This window comes from Conexibacter sp. CPCC 206217 (assembly GCF_030646165.1).
Lineage (GTDB): Bacteria > Actinomycetota > Thermoleophilia > Solirubrobacterales > Solirubrobacteraceae > Conexibacter.
The window spans coordinates 32,653-51,994 of the sequence record NZ_JAUTDO010000013.1; the positions used below are offsets into that span (position 1 = coordinate 32,653).

The following is a 19,342-nucleotide window of genomic DNA, read 5'->3' on the forward strand; positions in this document are numbered from 1 at the left end:
CGGGGGGATCTGCTGCACGCTGGAGCCGCCGCGGCGTCGCTGCAAGGGCGCTTGCGCGCCGGGCGGCTCCGGATCGCTCAGGCGCCGTCCAGCGTCCCTTCGCGCCGCCGCCGCTGCGCCGCGCGCGCCAGCGGCCAGAGGCACAGCGCGAGCAGCGCCAGCGGCACGAGCGCGGCCGCGGCGATCACGACGACGCCCGCCGTCACCGCCAGCACGCGCCCGGCGTCGTCGAGCGCGCTGCCGGGCGTGAAGCCGGCGCCGCCCCCGTCGTCGCCGCTCGCACCGCCGCTGTCGTCGGCACGCACGGTCAGCGCGACGCGGCTGTAGTCGACGCGACGGTCGAGCGCCCGCTGGCTGCGCTGCAGCCCCGCGATCCGCTCTTCGACGCCGTCCAGGCGCGCCTTCAGCCGGTCGGTCTCGTCCTCGCTGCTCGCGTCTCTGAGCGCGCGCAGCAGCCCCGCGCGCTCGGCCTCGGCGCCGTCGAGCCTGCGCTGCACGGAGACGTACGCCTGGTTCACGTCGAGCGTGTCGTCGGTGCGCGCGAGCACATGCGCGTCGGGCAGTCTCGACAGCTCCGCGAGCGTCGCCTGCAGTCTCGCGGCAGGGATCCGCAGCGCGAAGCGGGCCTCGCCGGCGCCGGCGCTGGTGGAGACCGACGACTCGTCGACGATCCCCTGCTGGCGCCCGACGACTCCGAGCACGTCCTGCGCGACGTCGTCGACCTTGTCCGCTCGCGCGCCCAGCTCGACGGTCGAGGACTGCTCGACCTTGCGCGCGGTCGCGCCGGCATGGGCGTCGACGGGCGGGTCGACGGCGCCGCCCTTCGCCGTGCTCTGCGGTGCTGCGGCAGCATTGGGCGCGGCTGCGCTGCCGGCGCTGTCCGCTGCGCTCGGCGGGTTCGCCGGCGCGATCTCGGCGGACGACCCGCTCGAAACAGCCATGTCGCGGTCCGATCCCGCTCCGCCAGGGTTCACGGCGATCACGACGGCGACCACCGCCACGGCTGCGAACGCTGCAAAAGCTGGAATGAGAGGACGGCGTCGGACGGTCTTCGCCGTCGTGCGGGGTCGGCGCTCCGCAAATCTCGTCTCCACCCGTGAGTCCATCGCCGCTCTGAACGCGCGCGAGACGGGCGGGCGCTCGGCGACCAGCAGCGTCGCGAGCTGGGCCAGCTCGGCGTCCTCGGGGGCGATCGGGGCATGCTCGCCCGCGCCGCCGCCCGCCAGCGCGGCGTCGATCGCGGCCAGCTCGCGCGCGACGACGGGGTCCAGCGACTCACGACGGCGCATGGCAGGCCTTCCTCAGCTTGGTCATGGTGCGATGCAGCAGCGTGCCGGCGTTCGACTCGCTGACGCCGATCAGCTTTGCGATCTCGGCGTTGGAGAGGCCAGCGTGGAACTTCAGCGCGACGAGCTCGCGCTCGCGCGCGTCGAGCGTCGCGAGCGCGGCGCGCACGGTCGTGCGAGCGAGCGCGGCGTCGGCGCCGTCCTCGACGCCGAGCGCGTCGGCGTCGACCGGATCGGCCGCCAGCGTCGCGTGGCGCTTGCGCCTGCGCAGTTCGTCGAGCGCGGCGTTGCGCGCGATCCCGAACAGCCAGGCGCGCTCGTCACCGCGCTTGCGGTCGAACGAGCGGCGACGGCGATACGCGCGCTCGAACGCGAGCGCCGTCACGTCTTCCGCGGCGGCCGCGTCGCGCAGCAGCGTCGCGACGTACGCGTACACGTCGTCGCGACTTGCGCGGTAGAGCGCCTCGAAGCGCTCCCAGCTGGTGTCCACGGCCGTCGGCGTGGCGGTCAGTGTGGCGTTCACACCGGCACTACGCGCCGGCGCGGCGATCCATCACAGACTTTGTGCAGGAAACAGGCGCGGGTCGTTCGTGATGATGCCGCTGACGTCAAGCCCGATCAGCGTGCGGATGCGCGTGGCGTCGTCGACGGTCCAGACGTACAGCTCGCCGCCGGCGGCCTTGACGGTCTGCACCAGGTGCGGCGTGACGAGCCGCCAGTGGACCATCAGCGCGTCGCAGTGTCCGGCGTTGAGCGCCCTCGCCGCGCGTGTCGGCAGCGCCCGTCGCATCACCTGCAGCACGCCGTACGCCGGCAGCTTGAAGACGATCGACGCGGTGTAGTCGCGGCTCGCGCGCGGGACCGACCAGCCGAGCCTCAGCCGCGGCTCGTACGCGCGGATGCAGGCGAGGCTCTCCGGATACGTCGTCGAGATCAGCGTCCGCTCGACGAGCCCGTGCGCGCGCAGCGCGTCGACGACGCGCAGCTCGTAGCCGGGGATCTTCAGGTCGACGTCCAGCTCGATCCCGTCGTACTGCGGACCCGCCAGGTGCGCGAGCCCGTCGCCGAGGCCGAGCACGGCGTCGCCGACCTCGCTGTAGTCGTGCGCCAGCAGCAGCCGCCCGCGGGCGACGTCCGGCCGGCCGTCGCTGCCGCGGTCGGGCAGCACGTCGAACTCGATCATGTCGACGCCCGCGGCGAGCGCGGCGTCGAAGCTGGCGAGCGTGTTGCCGGGCGCGATCAGGTCCGCGCCCTTGTGGCCGATCCGCTTGACGCTCATCGTTGACAATCTGGGCACCAGTAGGTCGTGCGGTTGTCGTCGCCCTGCCCGCGCGACCGGATACGCCCGCCACAGCGCGGGCACGGCATGCCGCTGCGTTTGTAGACGTGGCGGTCGTTGCTCTCTCTGCGCCAGCTGTCGGCGGCCGCGAGCATCCGCGGCCGCGCGTTCTCGACGATCGCGACGGCCTCCTCGTCGCTGACGTCGCGCACGCTGCGCCACGGGTCGATCATGGCGCCCCAGCAGCCCTCGGCCTTCCAGATGTTGCCGATCCCGGCGACGATCCGCTGATCCAACAGCGCGTCGCCGATCGCGCGCGTCGGATCGTCGGCGCGCAGCCGCCGCAGGAACCGCTGCGGGTCCCAGTCGTCGGCGAGCAGGTCGGGGCCGAGCGCCTGCAGCCGCAGGTCGAAGCGCGTGCGCGACTCCGTCATCAGCTCCAGCAGCGGGCCGTCGAACTCGACCACCTCGCTGCCGCGGGCGCGCAGCACCAGCCACGCGCGACGCGGCGCGCGGCGCCAGCGTGCGCCGCACGGATAGACGCCCCACGCGCCCGTCATGCGCAGGTGCGAGTGCAGCGTCAGGTCGCCCTCGAAGCGCAGGAAGAGGTGCTTGCCGTACGGGTCGACGCTCTTCACCGCGCGGCCGCTGAGACGCTCCGGCCAGCGGTCGGCGGCGTGGCGACGCTGCGGCGTGCGGATCTCCTCCGGGACCGCGCCCACGAGCACGGGACGGATGCGCCGGGCCGCTCGCAGGATCGTGTCGCCTTCGGGCATCCCATGAAGGGTACGGAGCCCGCCGCGTCAGGGGTGAACGATCTGCGAACGAGCCGGTCAGGCCGTGAGCGTGAGACGGCGGGGGCCGGCGCTGAAGCCGACCTCGGCGAGCATCGCCTCCCAGCGGGTGCCCATCACCGACTCGCCGTTGACCTTCTCCAGCGCGATCCTTCTGATGCGGCCCGCGCGCGTGTGGTCGGCGAGCGCCATCAGTGCGCTCATCACGCGGCCGTCGTCGTCGGCGACGAGCACCTGCAGCGCCTTGCCGCCGCGCTCCAGGTAGAGGACCGGCGCTGCGCCGGCGATCACGACGGTCGCGCCGGGGGCGCGTGCCGGCCGGCGCGTCTCGCCCTCGCGCTTGGGCCACGCAAGCGCCGCGCCGAACGGCTGCGCCGGGTCGGTCGCGGCCAGCACGACCGGCGGCGACTCCTCCGGCGCTCTCTGCGCCCGCAGTCGCTCGACCGCGCCGGGCAGCGCGAACTGCGCGCCGCCGAGCCCCTCGACGAAGTAGCCGCGCCGCGCGATCCCGAGCGTCTCCAGTTGCGACAGCTCCGTGTACAGCCCGGAGAAACCGCCGGGGATCCCCTCCGCCAGCACCTGCTCGCGCGTCAGCAGCCCGTAGCGCTCCAGCAGCAGCTCCGCGAGCGCGCGGCGACGGGCGCTGGGGTCGTGGGCGGGACGAGTCGCGCGCGGTGCGGCGTTCGCCTCGCCGCTGGTCGGCACGACCTCCTCGCCGAACAGCGGCGCTGTCAGCGACCAGCGCCCCTGCACCTCCGCGCGGGCGCCGCCGCGTCGCGACGAGAAGCGGCCGGCGCCGCGGCGGGTCGCGGCGCGTCTGACGGCGCGCGCGAGCGTCAGCCGCGGTGCTCGCAGGGGGGCGAAGGCGTCGTTGGTGACCTCGCCCGCCCAGGCGAGATCCCACAGCGCTTCCTGCAGCGCCTCGGGAGCGAGCGCGACGTCGACGAGCAGGTCGGTGAAGAAGCACGAACCCTGCGTCAGCCGCGCGCGCACGGCGTCGTGGTCGAGCGTGTCGAGCGTGGGCGCTCTCGCGGTGGCCGCCGGCGGGCCGATCAGGGCGGCGTCGTCGCGGAAGTAGAGCGCGACCTTGCCGTTCGTGCGCCCGAGCGCGCCGGCGCCGACCCAGACCAGCTCGCCGCTGGCGCAGAGCTGGTCCATCCACGTCGCCGAATACGCGCCGACGCGTCGCGGCAGCACCTCGGTCTCCCACGTCGACGGCGTCAGCGCGAGCCCCTGCAGCGGCACCAGCTGCTCGCGCAGGCGGTCGATCCCCGCGCCTCCGGGTGGATGCTTGTCGACCCCCTGCCAAGCCGGCAGGAAGGTCGCGAACGCGCGCTGGTCGGCCGGCTCGATCTCTCTGCGCAGGACCGCCAGCGACGCGCGCCGCAGTCGCCGCAGCACGTCGGTGTCGCACCACTCGCGCGTGCCGGAAGTCCCGCCGGGGCGCAGCTCGCCCTGCACCAGCTCGCCGTCGCGCTCCAGCGCTCTCAGCGCCGGGCCCGGATCGAGCCCGAAGCGCAGCCGCGGCTCCTCGGTCGTGAACGGCCCGTGCGTCTGCGCGTAGCGGCGCAGCAGCCGCACGAGCGCGTCGGGCACGTCGGCGAGGAACGCCTCCGGCAGCCCGCCCGGCGGCACGACGCCGAGCGCGTCGCGGTACAGCCCGGCGTCGGCGGCGTCGATCCAGCGCTGCTCCCCGCCGATCCGGACGCGCACGGCGCGTCGCTCGTGCGCGAGTCGGTCGAGCCAGGTGTCGGCATCGAGGTCGGGGACGACTCGCAGCGCCGCCTCCGCTGCCGTCAGGTCGCCGACGCGCCGCAGCACGTCGTGCAGCTCGTCCTTCGTCGTCGCGCGCGTGCGCTCGGAGCGGTGCTGGAGGTCGTCCTCGACCTGGTCGAGCGCGTCGGCGTCGATCAGGTCGCGCAGCTCCTCCTGGCCCAGCAGCTCGCGCAGCAGGTCGCGATCGAGCGACAGCGCGGCCGCGCGCCGTTCGGCGTTCGGCGTGTCGCCCTCGTACATGTACGTCGCGACGTAGTCGAACAGCAGCGAGGAGGCGAACGGCGAGGCCATCTGCGTCTCGACCTCGACGAGCGACAGCTCGCGCCGCTGCAGCTGCGTCAGCAGCTCGCGCAGGCCGGGCAGGTCGAGCACGTCGCGCAGGCACTCGCGGTAGGTCTCGAGGATGATCGGGAACTCGCCGTAGCGCTTGGCGACCTCCAGCAGGTTCTGCGACTTCAGCCGCTGCTGCCACAGCGGGGTGCGCTTGCCCGGATACGCGCGCGGGATCAGCAGCGCGCGGCCCGCGTTCTCGCGGAAGCGCGCGCCGAACAGCGCGCTCGCCGACAGCTCGCCGACGACCGCGTCCTCCAGCTCGTCCGGCTCGATCAGCGCGAACTCCGCCCCCGGCGGCTCGTCGGCGTCGGGCAGGTGGACGATGATCCCGTCGTCGGACCAGATCGCGTCGGCTTCGAGGCCCAGCTCGTCGCGGATCTTCGCGCTCAGTGCCAGCCCCCAGGCGGCGTGGATGCGGCCGCCGTAGGGCGACAGGATGCACAGCCGCCAGTCGCCGATCTCGTCGCGGAAGCGCTCGACGACGATCGTGCGGTCGCTCGGGATCACGCGCGTCGCGTCCTGCTGTTCGCGCAGGAAGTCGAGCAGGTTGCGCGCCGCTCTCGGATCGAGGTCGTATCTGTCGGCGAGCACGTCGGCCGACTGGTCGACGGCCCAGCGGCTGAACGCGCCGATCGCCGCGCCCAGCTCCTTCGGCCGCCCGACGCTGTCGCCGCGCCAGAACGGGACCGCGCCCGGCGCGCCCGGAGCCGGCGTCACGATCACGCGATCGCGCCCGATCTCCTCGATCCGCCAGCTCGACGCGCCGAGCAGGAAGACCTGGCCGGGGCGCGCCTCGTAGACCATCTCCTCGTCCAGCTCGCCGACGCGGCGGCCGTCCGGCAGCGTGACCATGAAGAGGCCGCGGTCGGGGATCGTGCCCGCGTTGGTGACCGCGAGCTGGCGGGCGCCTCTGCGCGGGCGGATGACGCCCGCGATGCGGTCCCAGACGATCCGCGGGCGCAGCTCGGCGAACTCGCTCGACGGGTAGCGGCCGTCGAGCATGTCGAGCACGTTCTCCAGTTGCGCGCGCGACAGCTCGGCGTAGGTGTACGTGCGCGTGACGCGCAGGAACAGCTCGTCGACGCTGAGGTCGTCCTCCGACGCCGCCATCGCGACGATCTGCTGCGCCAGCACGTCGAGCGGGTTGCGCGGCACGACCGTCGGCTCGATCGCCCCCTCGCGCATCCGCTGCGCGACGACCGCGCACTCCAGCAGGTCGGCGCGGAACTTCGGGAATATGCGGCCCTTGGAGGTGTCGCCGACGTTGTGGCCCGCGCGTCCGATCCGCTGCAGCCCGGCGGCGACCGACTTCGGCGACTCGACCTGCAGCACGAGGTCGACGGCGCCCATGTCGATCCCCAGCTCCAGCGACGAGGTCGCGACGATGCAGGGGATCTCGCCTGCCTTCAGCTGCTCCTCGACGACCATCCGCTCCTCGCGCGCGAGCGAGCCGTGGTGGGCGCGCGCGATCTCGACGGTCGTGGCGCCCGTGCGCCCGTCGGGCACCCAGCGCACGTCCGGGTTCTCCGCCGCCGCGGCTGCGTCGTCGCCGTCCGCGGGCGGCTCGTTCGCCAGTTCGTTCAGCCGCAGCGCGAGCCGTTCGGCGGAGCGTCGGTTGTTGACGAAGACGATCGTCGAGCGATGCTCGCGCACCAGTCTCAGCAGCTCCGGGTAGATCGCCGGCCAGATCGAGCGGCGCGTCGCCTCGCCGCCCGGGACGGGATCGAGCGGATCGACGTCCGTGCCCTGCTCGGGTTCCACCATCGAGTCGACCGGCACGTGGATCTCGAGGTCGAGCGGCTTGCGCACGCCGGTGTCGACGATGCGGCATCTGCGCCGCGGGCCGACCATGAAGCGGCCGACCTCCTCGAGCGGGTTCTGCGTTGCCGACAGCCCGATCCGCTGCACGCCCGCGCGGCCTTCGCGCTCGCCGACGAGCGCGTCGAGTCGCTCCAGCGTCAGCGCCATGTGCGCGCCGCGCTTGGTGCCGGCGACGGCGTGGATCTCGTCGAGGATCAGCCACTCGGCGCCGGTCAGGACCTCGCGCGCTCTGCTCGTCAGCATCAGGTAGAGCGACTCAGGCGTCGTGATCAGCACGTCCGGCGGCGTGCGCAGCATCTGCGCGCGCTCTCTCTGCGGCGTGTCGCCGGTGCGGATCGCGACCGAGATCCCGCCCTCCGGCGCGATCCCCTTCAGCGGCGCGCGCAGGTTGCGCTCGATGTCGTAGGAGAGCGCCTTCAGCGGCGACACGTAGATCAGCCGCGTCCGTCTCTCGCCCTCCGGCAGCGGCGTCGCCGCGAGCCGGTCGAGCGCCCACAGGAACGCCGCGAGCGTCTTGCCGGACCCGGTCGGCGCCGATATCAGCACGTGCTCGCCGGTCGCGATCGCCGGCCACGCCTGCGCCTGCGCCTCGGTCGGCGTCGCGAACGCGCGCGTGAACCAGTCACGCACGGTCGGGGTGAAGGAGCTGAGGGGGGAGGCGGCGGATCGCGACATGGGTGGAGTACGAGCCTAGCGTCTGCACCGACCGGAGGCGAACGCATGTTCGGCGATCGGGTCGATCGAATCGCTCTGCAGATAGCGGGCCTGACTACGGCGCGCCCAGGCCCGCCAGTTCGCGCGCCCGCAGCAGGACCGTGTCAGTCATCTCGACGGTCAGGCGGCCGGTGAAGGTGTTCTGCTGGCTCGGGTGGTAGCAGCCGATCAGCGCCCAGCGTTCGCCGATCAGCTCGGCGCCGTGGCCGAATCTCGGCTTCGGGCGCGGGGTCGGCTCGCCGAGCGCGGCGCGCAGGCGCAGCGCGGCCTCCCAGGCGAAGCCGCCGAGGCAGAGGATCGTGTCGACGTTGCGCAGCAGCCTCAGCTCGCGCGTCAGATACGGGAAGCAGGTGTCGCGCTCTGACGGCAGCGGCTTGTTGGCCGGCGGCGCGCAGCGCACCGCCGCGGTCACATAGGCGCCCCGCAGCTCGAGGCCGTCGTCCCGAGAGACGGAGGTCGGCTGGTTCGCCAGCCCGCAGCGGTGCATCGCGGCGAACAGCCAGTCGCCGGAGCGGTCGCCGGTGAAGATCCGGCCCGTGCGGTTGGCGCCGTGGGCGGCCGGCGCGAGGCCCAGCACCAGCAGCCGCGCGTCCGGATCGCCGAAGCCGGGCGCGGGCCGGCCCCAGTACTCCTGGTCGGCGAACGCCGCGCGCTTGACCGTCGCGACCTCCTCCCGCCACGACACCAGCCGTGGACATCTGCGGCAGTCGACGACCTCAGCGGTCAGCGCGCGCAGGCCGGCGACGTCGCCGCTCATCGGATGCGATGCCGTTGTCGCACGCAGCGGCAGAGCGCCGTCGTCCGGCACACGCCGCTCGTCACTCCGGCAGCTACTGCTGCCCGAGCAGGCCGGTCGCGAAGCGTTCGATCACCGGCTCGAGGTCGAGCGGGTGCGGCGGCTGGCCGAGCCGGACCTGGCGCGAGGCCAGTTCGACGATCGCGCCGACGATCGCGAACGAGTCGTCGGGCGAGGCGAAGCGGGGGAAGCCGGGGTTTCTCGCCATCCGCTCGTTCTCGCGGTCGACGACGCGCGCGAAGCGCTCGAGGATCTCGTCGCGTCTCTGCGCCGCCGCGGGTCCCGCGCCGATGATCTCGACGAGCAGCGTCTGCGCCTCGTTGGGGTACTCGACGAGCGCCATCAGGAACGCTCTCATGCCCATCCGCTGACGCGCCAGCGGATCCTCGCCGGCCGCCGTCGCGGCCTTCACGATGCGCTTCAGCAGCACCTCGAAGGCGTAGTCGAAGAGCGCCATGATGCACTCTTCCTTGTTGGCGAAGTGCTCGTAGAACGTCGCCTTCGACATCCCAGCGGCGCGGCTGATCGACTCGGCGCTGGCGTCGGCGTAGCCGGTCTCGGCGAAGACCGCCGCCGCCGCCTCGAACAGCCGCTCGCGCTGGAGGCCCAGCCGGATCTCGAGCGGAGGTGCGTGCCGGCCGCGCGGAATGGCGCTGCGCGGCGTGGTGCGGTCGGAGCTGGCCATCGAGTTGATCGACACAAGTCTAACTCCGTAAGGCCTTCGTGCGCATGCGCGCTAGCGACAGGGCGCCGGGACGGTCAGCGCACGCGCGGGCCGGGCTCTCGCGACGCCGCCCCCGCGACGCCGCCCCTGGTCGGCTCGTTCGCCGCCGCGCCGATCAGCCGAGCGCGCGGCCGTACTGGCGCTCGTAGTACTCGCGGTAGTCGCCGGAACGGACCGGCTCCCACCACCACGGGTTCTCGCGGTACCAGTCGACGGTCTGCTGCAGGCCCTCGGCGAAGTGCACGCGCGCCTCCCAGCCGAGCGCGCGCAGCTTCTCCGACGCGAGCGAGTAGCGGCGGTCGTGGCCGGGACGGTCGGTGACGTACTCGATCAGCGACTCGTCGTTGCCGGTCGCGCTGACGATCCGCTTGACGACCTCGATGTTGGGACACTCGTCGGGCCCGCCGACGTTGTAGACCTCGCCGGCTCTGCCCTGCTCCAGCGCATGGCCGATGCCGCGGCCGAAGTCGGTCACGTAGAGCCAGTTGCGCACCTGCATCCCGTCGCCGTAGACCGGCAGCTTGTCGCCATGCAGCGCGTTCAGCACCATCAGCGGGATCAGCTTCTCGGGGTACTGGTACGGGCCGTAGTTGTTGGAGCCGCGCGCGATCAGCGTCTCGAGGCCGTACGTGTGGAAGTAGCTCAGCACGAGCAGGTCGGCACCGGTCTTCGTCGCGCTGTACGGCGAGGACGGCTGCAGCGGCGACTGCTCCGTGAACGAGCCCTCTTCGATCGAGCCGTAGACCTCGTCGGTCGAGACCTGCAGGTAGCGCACGCCCGCCTTGCGCGCGGCCTCCAGCAGCACGTAGGTGCCGTGGCCGTTGGTCGTGACGAAGGCGTCCGGCTCGGCGATCGAGCGGTCGACGTGCGTCTCGGCGGCGAAGTTGACGACCGCGTCGACCCCGGCGATCGCGTCGGCGACGGCGACCGGGTCCTCGATTGCGCCGTGCACGAAGCGGATGTCGTCGATCACGTCGTGCAGGTTCTCCCTGCGGCCGGCGTACGTCAGCTTGTCGAGCACGACGACCTCGTCGCCGTTCTCCTTGACGCGGATCCGGACGAAGTTGGAGCCGATGAAGCCGGCTCCGCCGCAGACGAGCAGCTTCATGCGTGCACCTTTCGTGCCTCGAGGAAGTCGGACAGGCCGTCCTGCCACGGCGGCAGCACGGGGGTCTCGGGACGTGCGCTGGCGAGCGCGCTGAAGGCGGGGCGCGGCGCCGGCCGCGGCATCTCGGCCGTCGTGCACGGCAGCACGCGGCAGGCGGCGCCGGCCTGGCGGAAGATCTCCGCAGCGAACGCGTTCCATGAGACGGGCGGACCGCTGCCGGCGACGTGGAAGACCCCCTGCGCGGCGCGGACACCGGCCCCGGCGCCCGCACTGCCGTCGGCGGCGCCATCGCCGTCGCCCGCCCCGAACGCCAGCGTCAGCAGCGCCCGCGCCAGGTCGGCCGTCGCGGTCGGGCAGCCGATCTGGTCGGTCACGACGCTGATCTCGTCGCGCTCTGCGGCGAGCCGCAGCATCGTCGCGGCGAAGTTCGGGCCGCCGACGCCGAACAACCACGAGGAGCGCACGATCGCGTGCGAGCCGCCGGCCGCAGCGACCGCCTGCTCGCCGGCGAGCTTGGTACGGCCGTACACGCTCTGCGGGTTGGTCGGGTCGCTCTCGACGTAGGGCGCGGCGTCCGCGGCCCGCGCGCCGTCGAAGACGTAGTCGGTCGAGACGTGCACCAGCCGCGCGCCGGCCGCTGCGGCCGCTCGCGCGACGTTGCCGGCGGCGGTCGCGTTGACCGCCGCTGCGCCGTCTGGGTCGCTCTCGGCGCCGTCGACGTTCGTCCACGCCGCGCAGTTGACGACCGCGTCCGGCGCGGCGGCGGAGATCGCGGCGCTGACGGCGGCCGCATCGGTCACGTCCAGCTCCGCACGGGCGAGCGCGACGACGTCGTGGCCGTCCGCGCGCGCGATCCGGACGACGTCGCGGCCGAGCATGCCGTGCGCCCCGGTGACGAGCAGGCGGGGACTCATGTGGTCACCTCACGCGGGAAGGTGAGCCGCAAGGCGAGCGTTCCCAGTGGAAGCCGAGGCCGCAGGCCGAGCGCTTTCACAGGATCCCGATCTCCGAGTTGTCGCCGACCATGAAGCGGAAGGCGCGCGGCTGGCTGTGGTCGCGGCGGATCCTCACGTTGCGGCCCAGCAACGACGACTCCATCCGCCCGTCGAGGTTGCGCACCGACGAGCCGGCGAGCAGGATCGAGTGCTCGACCTCCGCGTTCTGCAGTTCGCAGTCGACGCCGATCGCCGTGTACGGGCCGACGTAGCAGTCGGTCAGCCTCGCCCCGGCGGCGATCACGGCCGGCCCGCGCACGGTCGCGCGGATCAGCGTCGCGCCGCCTTCGACGATCACGCGCCCGTCGACGACGGAGTCGATCAGCTCGCCGTCGATCTGCGGCTCGATCGCGTCGAGGATCAGGCGGTTGGCCTCGAGCATGTCGTCGAGCCGGCCGGTGTCCTTCCACCAGCCTCTGACGATGTGCGGCTCGACCCGCCTGCCGCTGTTGACGAGGTGCTGGATCGCGTCGGTGATCTCCAGCTCGCCGCGTCTGGACGGCTCGATCGCGCGCGCGGCGTCGTGGATGCCGGCGGTGAACATGTAGACGCCCACGAGCGCGAGGTCGGTCGCGGGCTCCTTCGGCTTCTCGACCAGCCGCGTGACGGAGCCGTCGCCGTTGAGCTCGGCGACGCCGTAGTTCTCCGGGTCCTCGACCTGCGTCAGCAGGATCAGCGCGTCCGGCGTGCCGGCGCGAAACGCCGCGACGAGCTCCTCGATGCCGCCCTGCAGCAGGTTGTCGCCGAGGTACATCACGAACGGCGAGTCGTTCAGGAATGGCTCTGCCGTCAGCACCGCGTGCGCGAGCCCGAGCGGCGCGGACTGCGGGATGTAGGTGATCTCGACGCCGAAGCGCGAGCCGTCGCCGGTGACCTCGCGGATCTCGTCGCCCGTCTCCGGCGCGATGATGATCCCGATCTCGCGGATGCCGGCGGCGGCCATCGCCTCGATGCCGTAGAACAGCACGGGCTTGTTGGCGACCGGCACGAGCTGCTTGGCGCTCGTGTGCGTGATCGGTCGCAGCCGGGTGCCTTTGCCACCGGACAGGATGAGACCCCTCAAGTCCTTCATGTGCTCGTCAGCGTAACGGCCGGCCAGCGGCGACGTTGCGCCGAACGCGGGCGCGACAGGCCGTCGCGCCGCCCGTTCAGTACGTTCCGCCGAGCTTGCGGTGATCCCAGCTGACCGGCGGCTGCGCGGCGACGAACTGCAACGCGACACGTTTGGGCGCCTGCGCGCGCACCATCGCCTCGACTTCCGGCGCCGGTTGGCCGCCGTCGCCGTAGCGGGCGAACAGCTCCAGGCCGAACGCGGTCACGACGTCGATGTCGCGGTGCAGCCGCGCATTCGCCTTGACCATTACGCCGCGCAGCTGGTCGTACGTCGTCCCGTCCTCGACCTGCAGCGTGACGCGGTCGTCGCGCTCGAGGTTCTTGACCTTCTGCGATCTGGCGTACGTCCACGCCCACAGCTCGCCGTCGCGGACCGTGTACCAGAGCGGCATCAGGTGCGGCCAGCCGTCGTGCCCGGCGGTCGCGACGACGACGGTCCGCTGCTCGTCGAGGAAGCCGGCCAGCTCCGGCTCGGTCATGCGGATCAGATCACGTCGGCTCATGGCGCGCGAGCGTAGCCGACCGACCTTGCGAAGGACGCTGCTTGCGCAGCTCACTGACCCGACGAGCCGCTCATGCAGCGACGCATCGTGCGTTGCCGCATGAGCCGTCAGGCGGGCCGCGGCCTGCTCAGACCCGCACCAGCCGGCTGGCGGCGGCGCGGACGGCGTCGCGCGCGTCCTGCGGCTCCAGCACGGCGGCGTCGCCGGCTTCCTTCAGCACCTCGCGCACGAGCCAGTCGACGCCGGCGAAGCTCAGCTCGACGATCAGCGCGCCGTCGGCCAGCTCCTCGACGACGGAGCGCTCCTCGCGCGCCCAGCGGGCGCGCTCGGGCGAGATCCACACCCGCGCTCGCCTCGACGCCTCGACCTCGCCGGTGCGCGGCCAGCCCTCGACGTCGCGCGCGGGGTCGACCTCGGCGCGCGGCGTGTATCTCTCGGCCTCGACCGTCGCGTGCTTGACGCGGTCCAGGCGGAAGTGGCGCACGCCGCCTCTGTCGGGGTCGTAGGCGGCGACGTACCAGCCCTCGCGGCCGTTGATCAGCGCGTACGGCTCGACCGTCCGCTTGGAGAAGAGGTCCTCGTTCTCCTTGTAGTACTCGATCGTCAGCAGCCGGTTCTGGTGCACCGCGGTCGAGACGGCGCGCGCGATGTCGGCGTCGCCGCCGCCGACTCTGGCGACCTGCAGGCCCTCTCTGATCGGGTCCTCGCCGAGCGCCGCGACGATTCTTCTGCGCACCGACGTGAGCGAGCCCTCGGGGATGTGCTCGCCGATCAGGTCGATGGCGGCGACGAGCGCCTTCGCCTCGACCGGCAGCAGCCGCGCCGGGCGCGCGAACGAGTCGCCGTAGGCCTCCGGGTCGGACTCGATCGTGCCGTCCTCCAGCACCTCGGCGTAGAGCACGTAGGAGCCGGCGCCGAAGTTGACGACGTTGAGCACGCCGATGTCCTCGTTCAGCTCCTGCTCGCTGATCTGCAGCCGCTCGCAGACGACGGCGGCGGGGATCCGCCGGCCGGCGCGTCCCTCGGTGATCAGGATCGACGCGAGCGTCACCAGCCGCGCGAACCGCTCGGGGCGGATCGCGGCCGCCTCGCGCCGCCCGTTGCCGTTGCCGTTGGTCTCCGCGGCGCGCTCGGGCGGCGCGACGGCCGGCGCCAGCTCGGGCGCCTCGGCGTGGCGCTCGATCAGCAGCGTCAGGCGCGACTCGAGCTCGTCGATCAGCTCCGGCGGCGCGAGCACGCGCGCGTTCTCGCCGAGGCCGAGCACCCACGCGACGAGCTGGCGCGCGTTGGCGTAGTCGGTCACGAAGATGCGGTCGGCGCTGTCGCCCTCGTGCGGCTCGGCCGCGCGGAAGCTGCCGTGGCGGCCGAAGTGGCGCTCGATCTGCCACGCGATCCGCCCGGCGATCCAGACCTCGGCGGTCCCGATCGTCTCGCCGAACTGCCACGGCACGCGGTTGGCGTACGAGCGCGGGTCGAAGTCGTCGGGGCGCTGGAAGTCGTGCTCGGCCTTCGACGCGTAAGCGACCTTGCCGCGGATCCGCGAGAGGCGGAAGACGCGCATCGCCTCGCGCTCGTGCGCGCGGCCGAGCAGGTAGAACTGCCCGCCCTCGAACAGCAGCTGGTACGGGTCGACCTTGCGCGTGCCGAGCTCGTCGCGCTGCATCGTGTAGTAGTCGAACACGATCGTCTTGCGACGGAAGATCGCGGTCTCGATCTTCGCCAGCCGCTGCGACAGCTCATGGCCGCCGGCGGACGCCGTGATGCCGAGCGCGATCGTGCTCTGCTCGGCGGTCGCGAGCGGGCTCGGCCGGCCCCACGAGATCTGCTGCAGCGCGAGCCGCAGCGGCTCGGCGTAGGCGAATTCGCCGTCGAGCAGGCTCAGCGCGGTGTGCAGGCCGGCCAGCTCCTCGTCGGTGAACTCGATCGCCGGCAGGTGGAAGTTCTCCGGCGGCAGCGAGTAGTTCTCCTGCTCGGCGAGGCCCTCGACCGGCTTGTCGACCGACAGCTGGATGCCGAGCGCCTCCAGCTCGGAACGGTCCGCGTAGAAGCGCCGCGCGAACGCGTCCTCGTTCATCGCGCTGTAGCCCTCGACGTCGCGACGGATCTCTGGGGCTGTGACGGGCCGCCGCTCCGCCATCAGGTAGCTGATGAGGGAGAGCTGGCGGATCAGCTTCTCGGTGTCCTTCGCCATGTGGTCGCGACACTGTAGTCAGCGGGGCTTTGCCGGCTTTCAGTGTGCGGGTGCGTCGCCCGCTATTTGCGGCTTTTTGTCGGCATGGGAGGCGTCTAGCCGGCGGTCGCCGGACCGAACCACGCGCTGCCGCCGAGCGTCCGGTCCCAGCGCGACCACGACGCGCCGTCCTCCAGCTCGCGCTCGAGCCGGTCGAAGCTGCCGAGCCGCCCGCCGAGGTTGTCGACCATGTGCACGAGCGTCGCCTCGCGCGTGGCCGGCGCGACCGGGCTGCCGTGCGCGAGCGAGCCGTGGTGGCTGAGGATCACGTGCAGCAGCGCCTGCGCCCGCTGCGGCGGGAAGTCCGGCAGCTGCTGGATCAGGCCGCGCACGCGCTCGTGGCCGAGCACGATCTCGCCGCGCAGCCGCCCCTCGTCGCTCATCTCGACCGCGTCGTCCTCGACGTCGTAGGCGTCGAGCTTGCCGATGTCGTGCAGCAGCGCGCCGCTGACGGCGAGGTCGCGGTCGACCGCATCGAAGATCGCGGCGAGCGCGCCGACGCCCTGCGCGACCGTCAGCGTGTGCTCCAGCAGCCCGTGGCGGTAGGCGTGGTGGTTGCGCTTCGCGGCGGGTGCGTCGCGGAACTGCGCCCAGGTCGCCGTCTGCGCGCCGAAGACCGCGTCCAGCAGCGCGCGCAGCTGCGGGTCGCCGACGCTCTGAAGCAGCTCGCGCAGCTCGCGTTCGAGCTGCTGCGGCGGGCGCGCCGGGCCGGGCGGCGGCTGCGCTTCGTCGGCGGTCGTGGGCGGCTGGTCCATCGCCGCGAAGATAGCCCCGGCCGCGGACGGCCGGCCCGTCTCTCAGGTCGGCTCGGCCTCGTCGCGCAGCGCCGGCTTCAGCTCGCGGCGGGAGCGGATCCCCAGCTTCAGGTAGGCGTTGCGGAGGTGGAACTCGACGGTCTTGGTGGAGATGAACAGCGCCTGCGCGATCTCGCGATTGGTCAGCCCGCCGGAGGCCAGCTCGCTGACGCGCCGCTCGCTCGGCGTCAGCGCCTGGACGCCCTGCAGCGCCGGCCGCCGCGGTCGCGCGCCGGCCGCGATCAGCTCGGCGCGCGCGAGCGTCGCGAGCCCGTCGGCACCGCAGCGGTAGGCCGCGTCGAGGCCGACGCGCAGCGTCTCGCGCGCGGCCGTCTGCTGGCGCGCGCGCCGCTGCGCGGCGCCGAGGTCGATCAGCACACGTGCGCGCTCCAGCTGCGCGGGCGAGCGGTCGAGCACCTCGACCGCCTCCTCCAGCAGCGCGATCCCGGGCGTGCCGCCGGCCACGAGCCCGGCCGCGCGCAGCGCGCCGCCGAGCACGCGCGGGGCGCCGAAGGCGCGTGCCAGACGCAGCTCCTCGTGCGCCAGCTCGTGCGCCTCCTGCGTCCGCTCGAGCTTCAACGCGGCGATCGCCGCCTCCGAGCGCCACGGCAGCACGCCGGGGCTCGGCGCCGGGATCGCCTCCAGCCGCCGGCCGCACTCGGTCAGGTCCTCGTGCGCGCCGGCCGGGTCGCCGGCGTGCAGCGCGAGGCGGCCGCGCGCGAACAGCATCCAGTTGTGTGTGAAGGGATTCGTCAGCTGCTCGTCGGGCGCGTGCGAGAGCAACTGCGTCGCGCGCTCCGGCTCGCCGCGATCCAGCAGCGCGAGCGCCGTGTAGGCATGCGCGAACGGCCGCACGACCATCATCACCGGCAGTCTTTCGAGCCCGCCCTCGAGGTCGGCGAGCGCGCCGACGAGGTCGCCGCGCAGGTAGCGGGCCGAGCCGCGCAGCGTCGACATCGCGGCGAAGCCGACGACCGAGCCGCGCGTGCGCGCGTCGATCAGGCCGGCGGTCGCGGTCTCGTCGACCTGCTCCAGCCAGTCGGAGAAGAACAGCCCCGCGACGGCCGCGACGTAGGCGGTCCCATCGGCCGTCGCCTCGCTCAACATGCGGTCGCCGTCGAGCGCTCGGCGCATCAGCGCGAGCACCTCTCCGTGCGAGACGTCGCCGAGCATCGCGTGCTCGCAGGCGCGCTGGGCCAGCAGCGCCCGCTGCGCCGGCGTCTTCGCTTCGCCGGAGCCCGACAGCAGATCTCTGAAGCGCGTCAGCGCGACCTCGCGATCGCGGTACTCCAGCCGCGCGGCGCTGAGGTAGCCGGCGATCAGCTCCTCCTCCAGCAGCGGATCGGCGCCGCCGAGTACCGTCAGCCCCTCGTCGAACGCCTGCGACGCGCCGTCGTTGTCGCCCGCCGCGTAGAGCGCCTCGCCGAGCTGCGCCAGCGCGCGGGCGCGCGCCTGCGGCTGGTCCAGCAGCGCGACCGCCTCGCGCAGGCGCAGCGGCGCGCTCGGCCGGCCCGCGAGCGCGTCCGCGCGGCCGAGGTCGATCAGCAGCTGGGCGCGCTCCTCGCGCGCCGGCGCCTCGTCGAGCGCGCGCATGAAGAAGCGCGCGGCGACCTCCGGCGAGCCACCCCCGAGCGCGCGCCGGCCGGCGCTCTGCAGGCATGCGACGACCCACTGCTCGCCCGTCGGGAGCGTCTGCAGCAGGTGCGGCGCGGCCCGTTCGACGCCGCTCTCGCCACCGCTGTCGCGCAGCAGGCGCGCGGCCTCGTGGTGCAGCTGCGCCCGTTCCGCCGCCGGTATCGCGAGGTACACCGCCTGGCAGACGATCGGGTGGACGAAGCCCAGCTCCGCGGCCGGTCTGAGCACGTCGGCGCCCGCCAGCTCGTCGGCGGCGTGGCGCGCCTGCGGCGGGCTGAGGCCGGCGAGCGCGGCGGCCTGCGCGAGCGGGGCGTCGTCGCCGAGCACGGCGACGGCGCGTGCGAGCGGTGACGCGCCGGGTGCGAGGCGCTCCAGCCGGCTCGCGGTCGCGCGCTGGATCGTTGGCGGCCCGAGGCCTCTGACCTGACCGGCGTTGGCGGCCGTCGGCGCGAGCGCGGCGACCTCCAGCTCCGCGATCAGCTCGCGCGTGAAGAACGGGTTGCCGCAGGTGACCTCCCAGCAGGCGGCGCAGAAGGCGTCATCGGCCAGCGGCAGCGACGCGCGCACGATCGCCGTCGTCGCCTGCCGCGTCAGCGGGACGAGCTGGTGGCGCCGCGCGAGCGGGTGGGTCGCGAGCGCGGCGAGCGCGTCCCCGCCGCCGAGCGCGGGCCGCGGGCGCGTCGTCACGACGATCAGCAGCGGCAGGTCCTCGCTGCGCTGCGCGGTGTAGAGCAGCGCGCGCATCGAGGCGTCGTCGGCCGCGTGGGCGTCGTCGACGGCGAGCAGCAGCGGACGCTGCTCGGCGATGTTCGCGGCGACCCAGTGGAGGCCGTGCAGCAGCGGGAACTCCGGCGGGCCGGTCGGGTCCTGGATCCGCACGCGCCCGGACAGCGCGGGCTCGGCATGGGCCGCGGCGCCGGCCAGCACGCGTCTGCGCTCGCGCGGGCTCGCGCTCGACAGGTACGGCTCGAACAGCTGCAGCGCGACGCCGAACGGGTACTGCCGCTCCAGTTCGCCGCCGCGGGCCCGCAGCACGACCATGCCGCGCTCCTGCGCATGGCGCGTGGCGAGCGTCAGCAGGTGCGTCTTGCCGAGTCCGGCGGCGCCTTCCAGCAGGAGGATCCTGCCCTCGCTCGCGGAGGCCGCGGCGATCGCGTCGCGCAGCGCGCCGATCTCCAGCTCGCGTTCGAGCGGGTCGCGATCGAGTGCATGGGCGCCGTACCGGCGCCGTGGAGCCTGGGTCAGGTCCTCTTCCCCCCGGGGGACCTCGGTAGACACGACATCACCCTATACGGATTGCAGGTGCGTTGGAGCGTCCGCCGGTCAACATGGTGCCCGCTCCCAAGGGTCGGCTGCACCAAAGTCTAGGGGGATGCGCCTGGTGCGTGCGACGGTCGGCCGGCGCTACGGTCTCGCAAGCAGAGGACGAGGCAGGGGAGAA

The 19,342-nt window shown here is 73.3% G+C and carries 14 protein-coding genes; all 14 read right to left on the minus strand.

From position 1 onward, the window contains the following. Window positions 1-77: 77 nt before the first annotated feature. Entirely contained in the window at window positions 78-1,289 is a 1,212-nt protein-coding gene (locus Q7L65_RS25085; protein WP_304725707.1) for a DUF4349 domain-containing protein, read from the minus strand. Then, on the minus strand, window positions 1,276-1,809 hold the full coding sequence (locus Q7L65_RS25090; protein WP_304725712.1) for an RNA polymerase sigma factor: 534 nt from the start codon (window positions 1,807-1,809) through the stop codon (window positions 1,276-1,278). Before Q7L65_RS25090 ends, Q7L65_RS25085 begins: the two co-directional genes overlap by 14 nt. Before the next feature lie 30 nt (window positions 1,810-1,839). After that, entirely contained in the window at window positions 1,840-2,565 is a 726-nt protein-coding gene (locus Q7L65_RS25095) for a glycerophosphodiester phosphodiesterase (RefSeq protein WP_304725716.1), read from the minus strand. Next, complete coding sequence (locus tag Q7L65_RS25100; protein ID WP_304725718.1) at window positions 2,562-3,341, minus strand: Fpg/Nei family DNA glycosylase; 780 nt, start codon at window positions 3,339-3,341, stop codon at window positions 2,562-2,564. Before Q7L65_RS25100 ends, Q7L65_RS25095 begins: the two co-directional genes overlap by 4 nt. Window positions 3,342-3,398: 57 nt before the next feature. Continuing rightward, window positions 3,399-7,964 carry a DEAD/DEAH box helicase gene (locus tag Q7L65_RS25105; RefSeq protein ID WP_304725720.1) on the minus strand — a complete coding sequence of 1,522 codons (4,566 nt, stop codon included), beginning with the start codon at window positions 7,962-7,964 and terminating at the stop codon, window positions 3,399-3,401. Between the two features lie 94 nt (window positions 7,965-8,058). After that, entirely contained in the window at window positions 8,059-8,760 is a 702-nt protein-coding gene (locus Q7L65_RS25110) for a uracil-DNA glycosylase (protein ID WP_304725723.1), read from the minus strand. 73 nt (window positions 8,761-8,833) lie between these two features. After that, complete coding sequence (locus Q7L65_RS25115) at window positions 8,834-9,484, minus strand: TetR/AcrR family transcriptional regulator (protein ID WP_304725725.1); 651 nt, start codon at window positions 9,482-9,484, stop codon at window positions 8,834-8,836. Window positions 9,485-9,638: 154 nt separating this feature from the next. Next, window positions 9,639-10,631, minus strand: coding sequence for a dTDP-glucose 4,6-dehydratase (rfbB, locus tag Q7L65_RS25120; protein WP_304725727.1), 993 nt, complete (start codon window positions 10,629-10,631; stop codon window positions 9,639-9,641). Continuing rightward, on the minus strand, window positions 10,628-11,545 hold the full coding sequence (gene rfbD / locus Q7L65_RS25125) for a dTDP-4-dehydrorhamnose reductase (RefSeq protein WP_304725729.1): 918 nt from the start codon (window positions 11,543-11,545) through the stop codon (window positions 10,628-10,630). Before rfbD ends, rfbB begins: the two co-directional genes overlap by 4 nt. A 76-nt stretch (window positions 11,546-11,621) precedes the next feature. Further along, window positions 11,622-12,698, minus strand: a complete 1,077-nt coding sequence (locus tag Q7L65_RS25130) for a glucose-1-phosphate thymidylyltransferase (RefSeq protein WP_304725732.1) — start codon at window positions 12,696-12,698, stop codon at window positions 11,622-11,624. Window positions 12,699-12,774: 76 nt separating this feature from the next. Beyond that, window positions 12,775-13,242, minus strand: coding sequence for a pyridoxamine 5'-phosphate oxidase family protein (locus tag Q7L65_RS25135; RefSeq protein ID WP_304725734.1), 468 nt, complete (start codon window positions 13,240-13,242; stop codon window positions 12,775-12,777). A gap of 127 nt (window positions 13,243-13,369) precedes the next feature. Next, complete coding sequence (locus Q7L65_RS25140; protein WP_304725738.1) at window positions 13,370-15,433, minus strand: YafY family protein; 2,064 nt, start codon at window positions 15,431-15,433, stop codon at window positions 13,370-13,372. Window positions 15,434-15,528: 95 nt separating this feature from the next. Beyond that, window positions 15,529-16,227 carry an HD domain-containing protein gene (locus Q7L65_RS25145; RefSeq protein WP_304725740.1) on the minus strand — a complete coding sequence of 233 codons (699 nt, stop codon included), beginning with the start codon at window positions 16,225-16,227 and terminating at the stop codon, window positions 15,529-15,531. A 42-nt stretch (window positions 16,228-16,269) separates the two neighbouring features. After that, window positions 16,270-19,179, minus strand: a complete 2,910-nt coding sequence (locus Q7L65_RS25150; protein WP_304725741.1) for an AAA family ATPase — start codon at window positions 19,177-19,179, stop codon at window positions 16,270-16,272. Window positions 19,180-19,342: the final 163 nt, after the last annotated feature.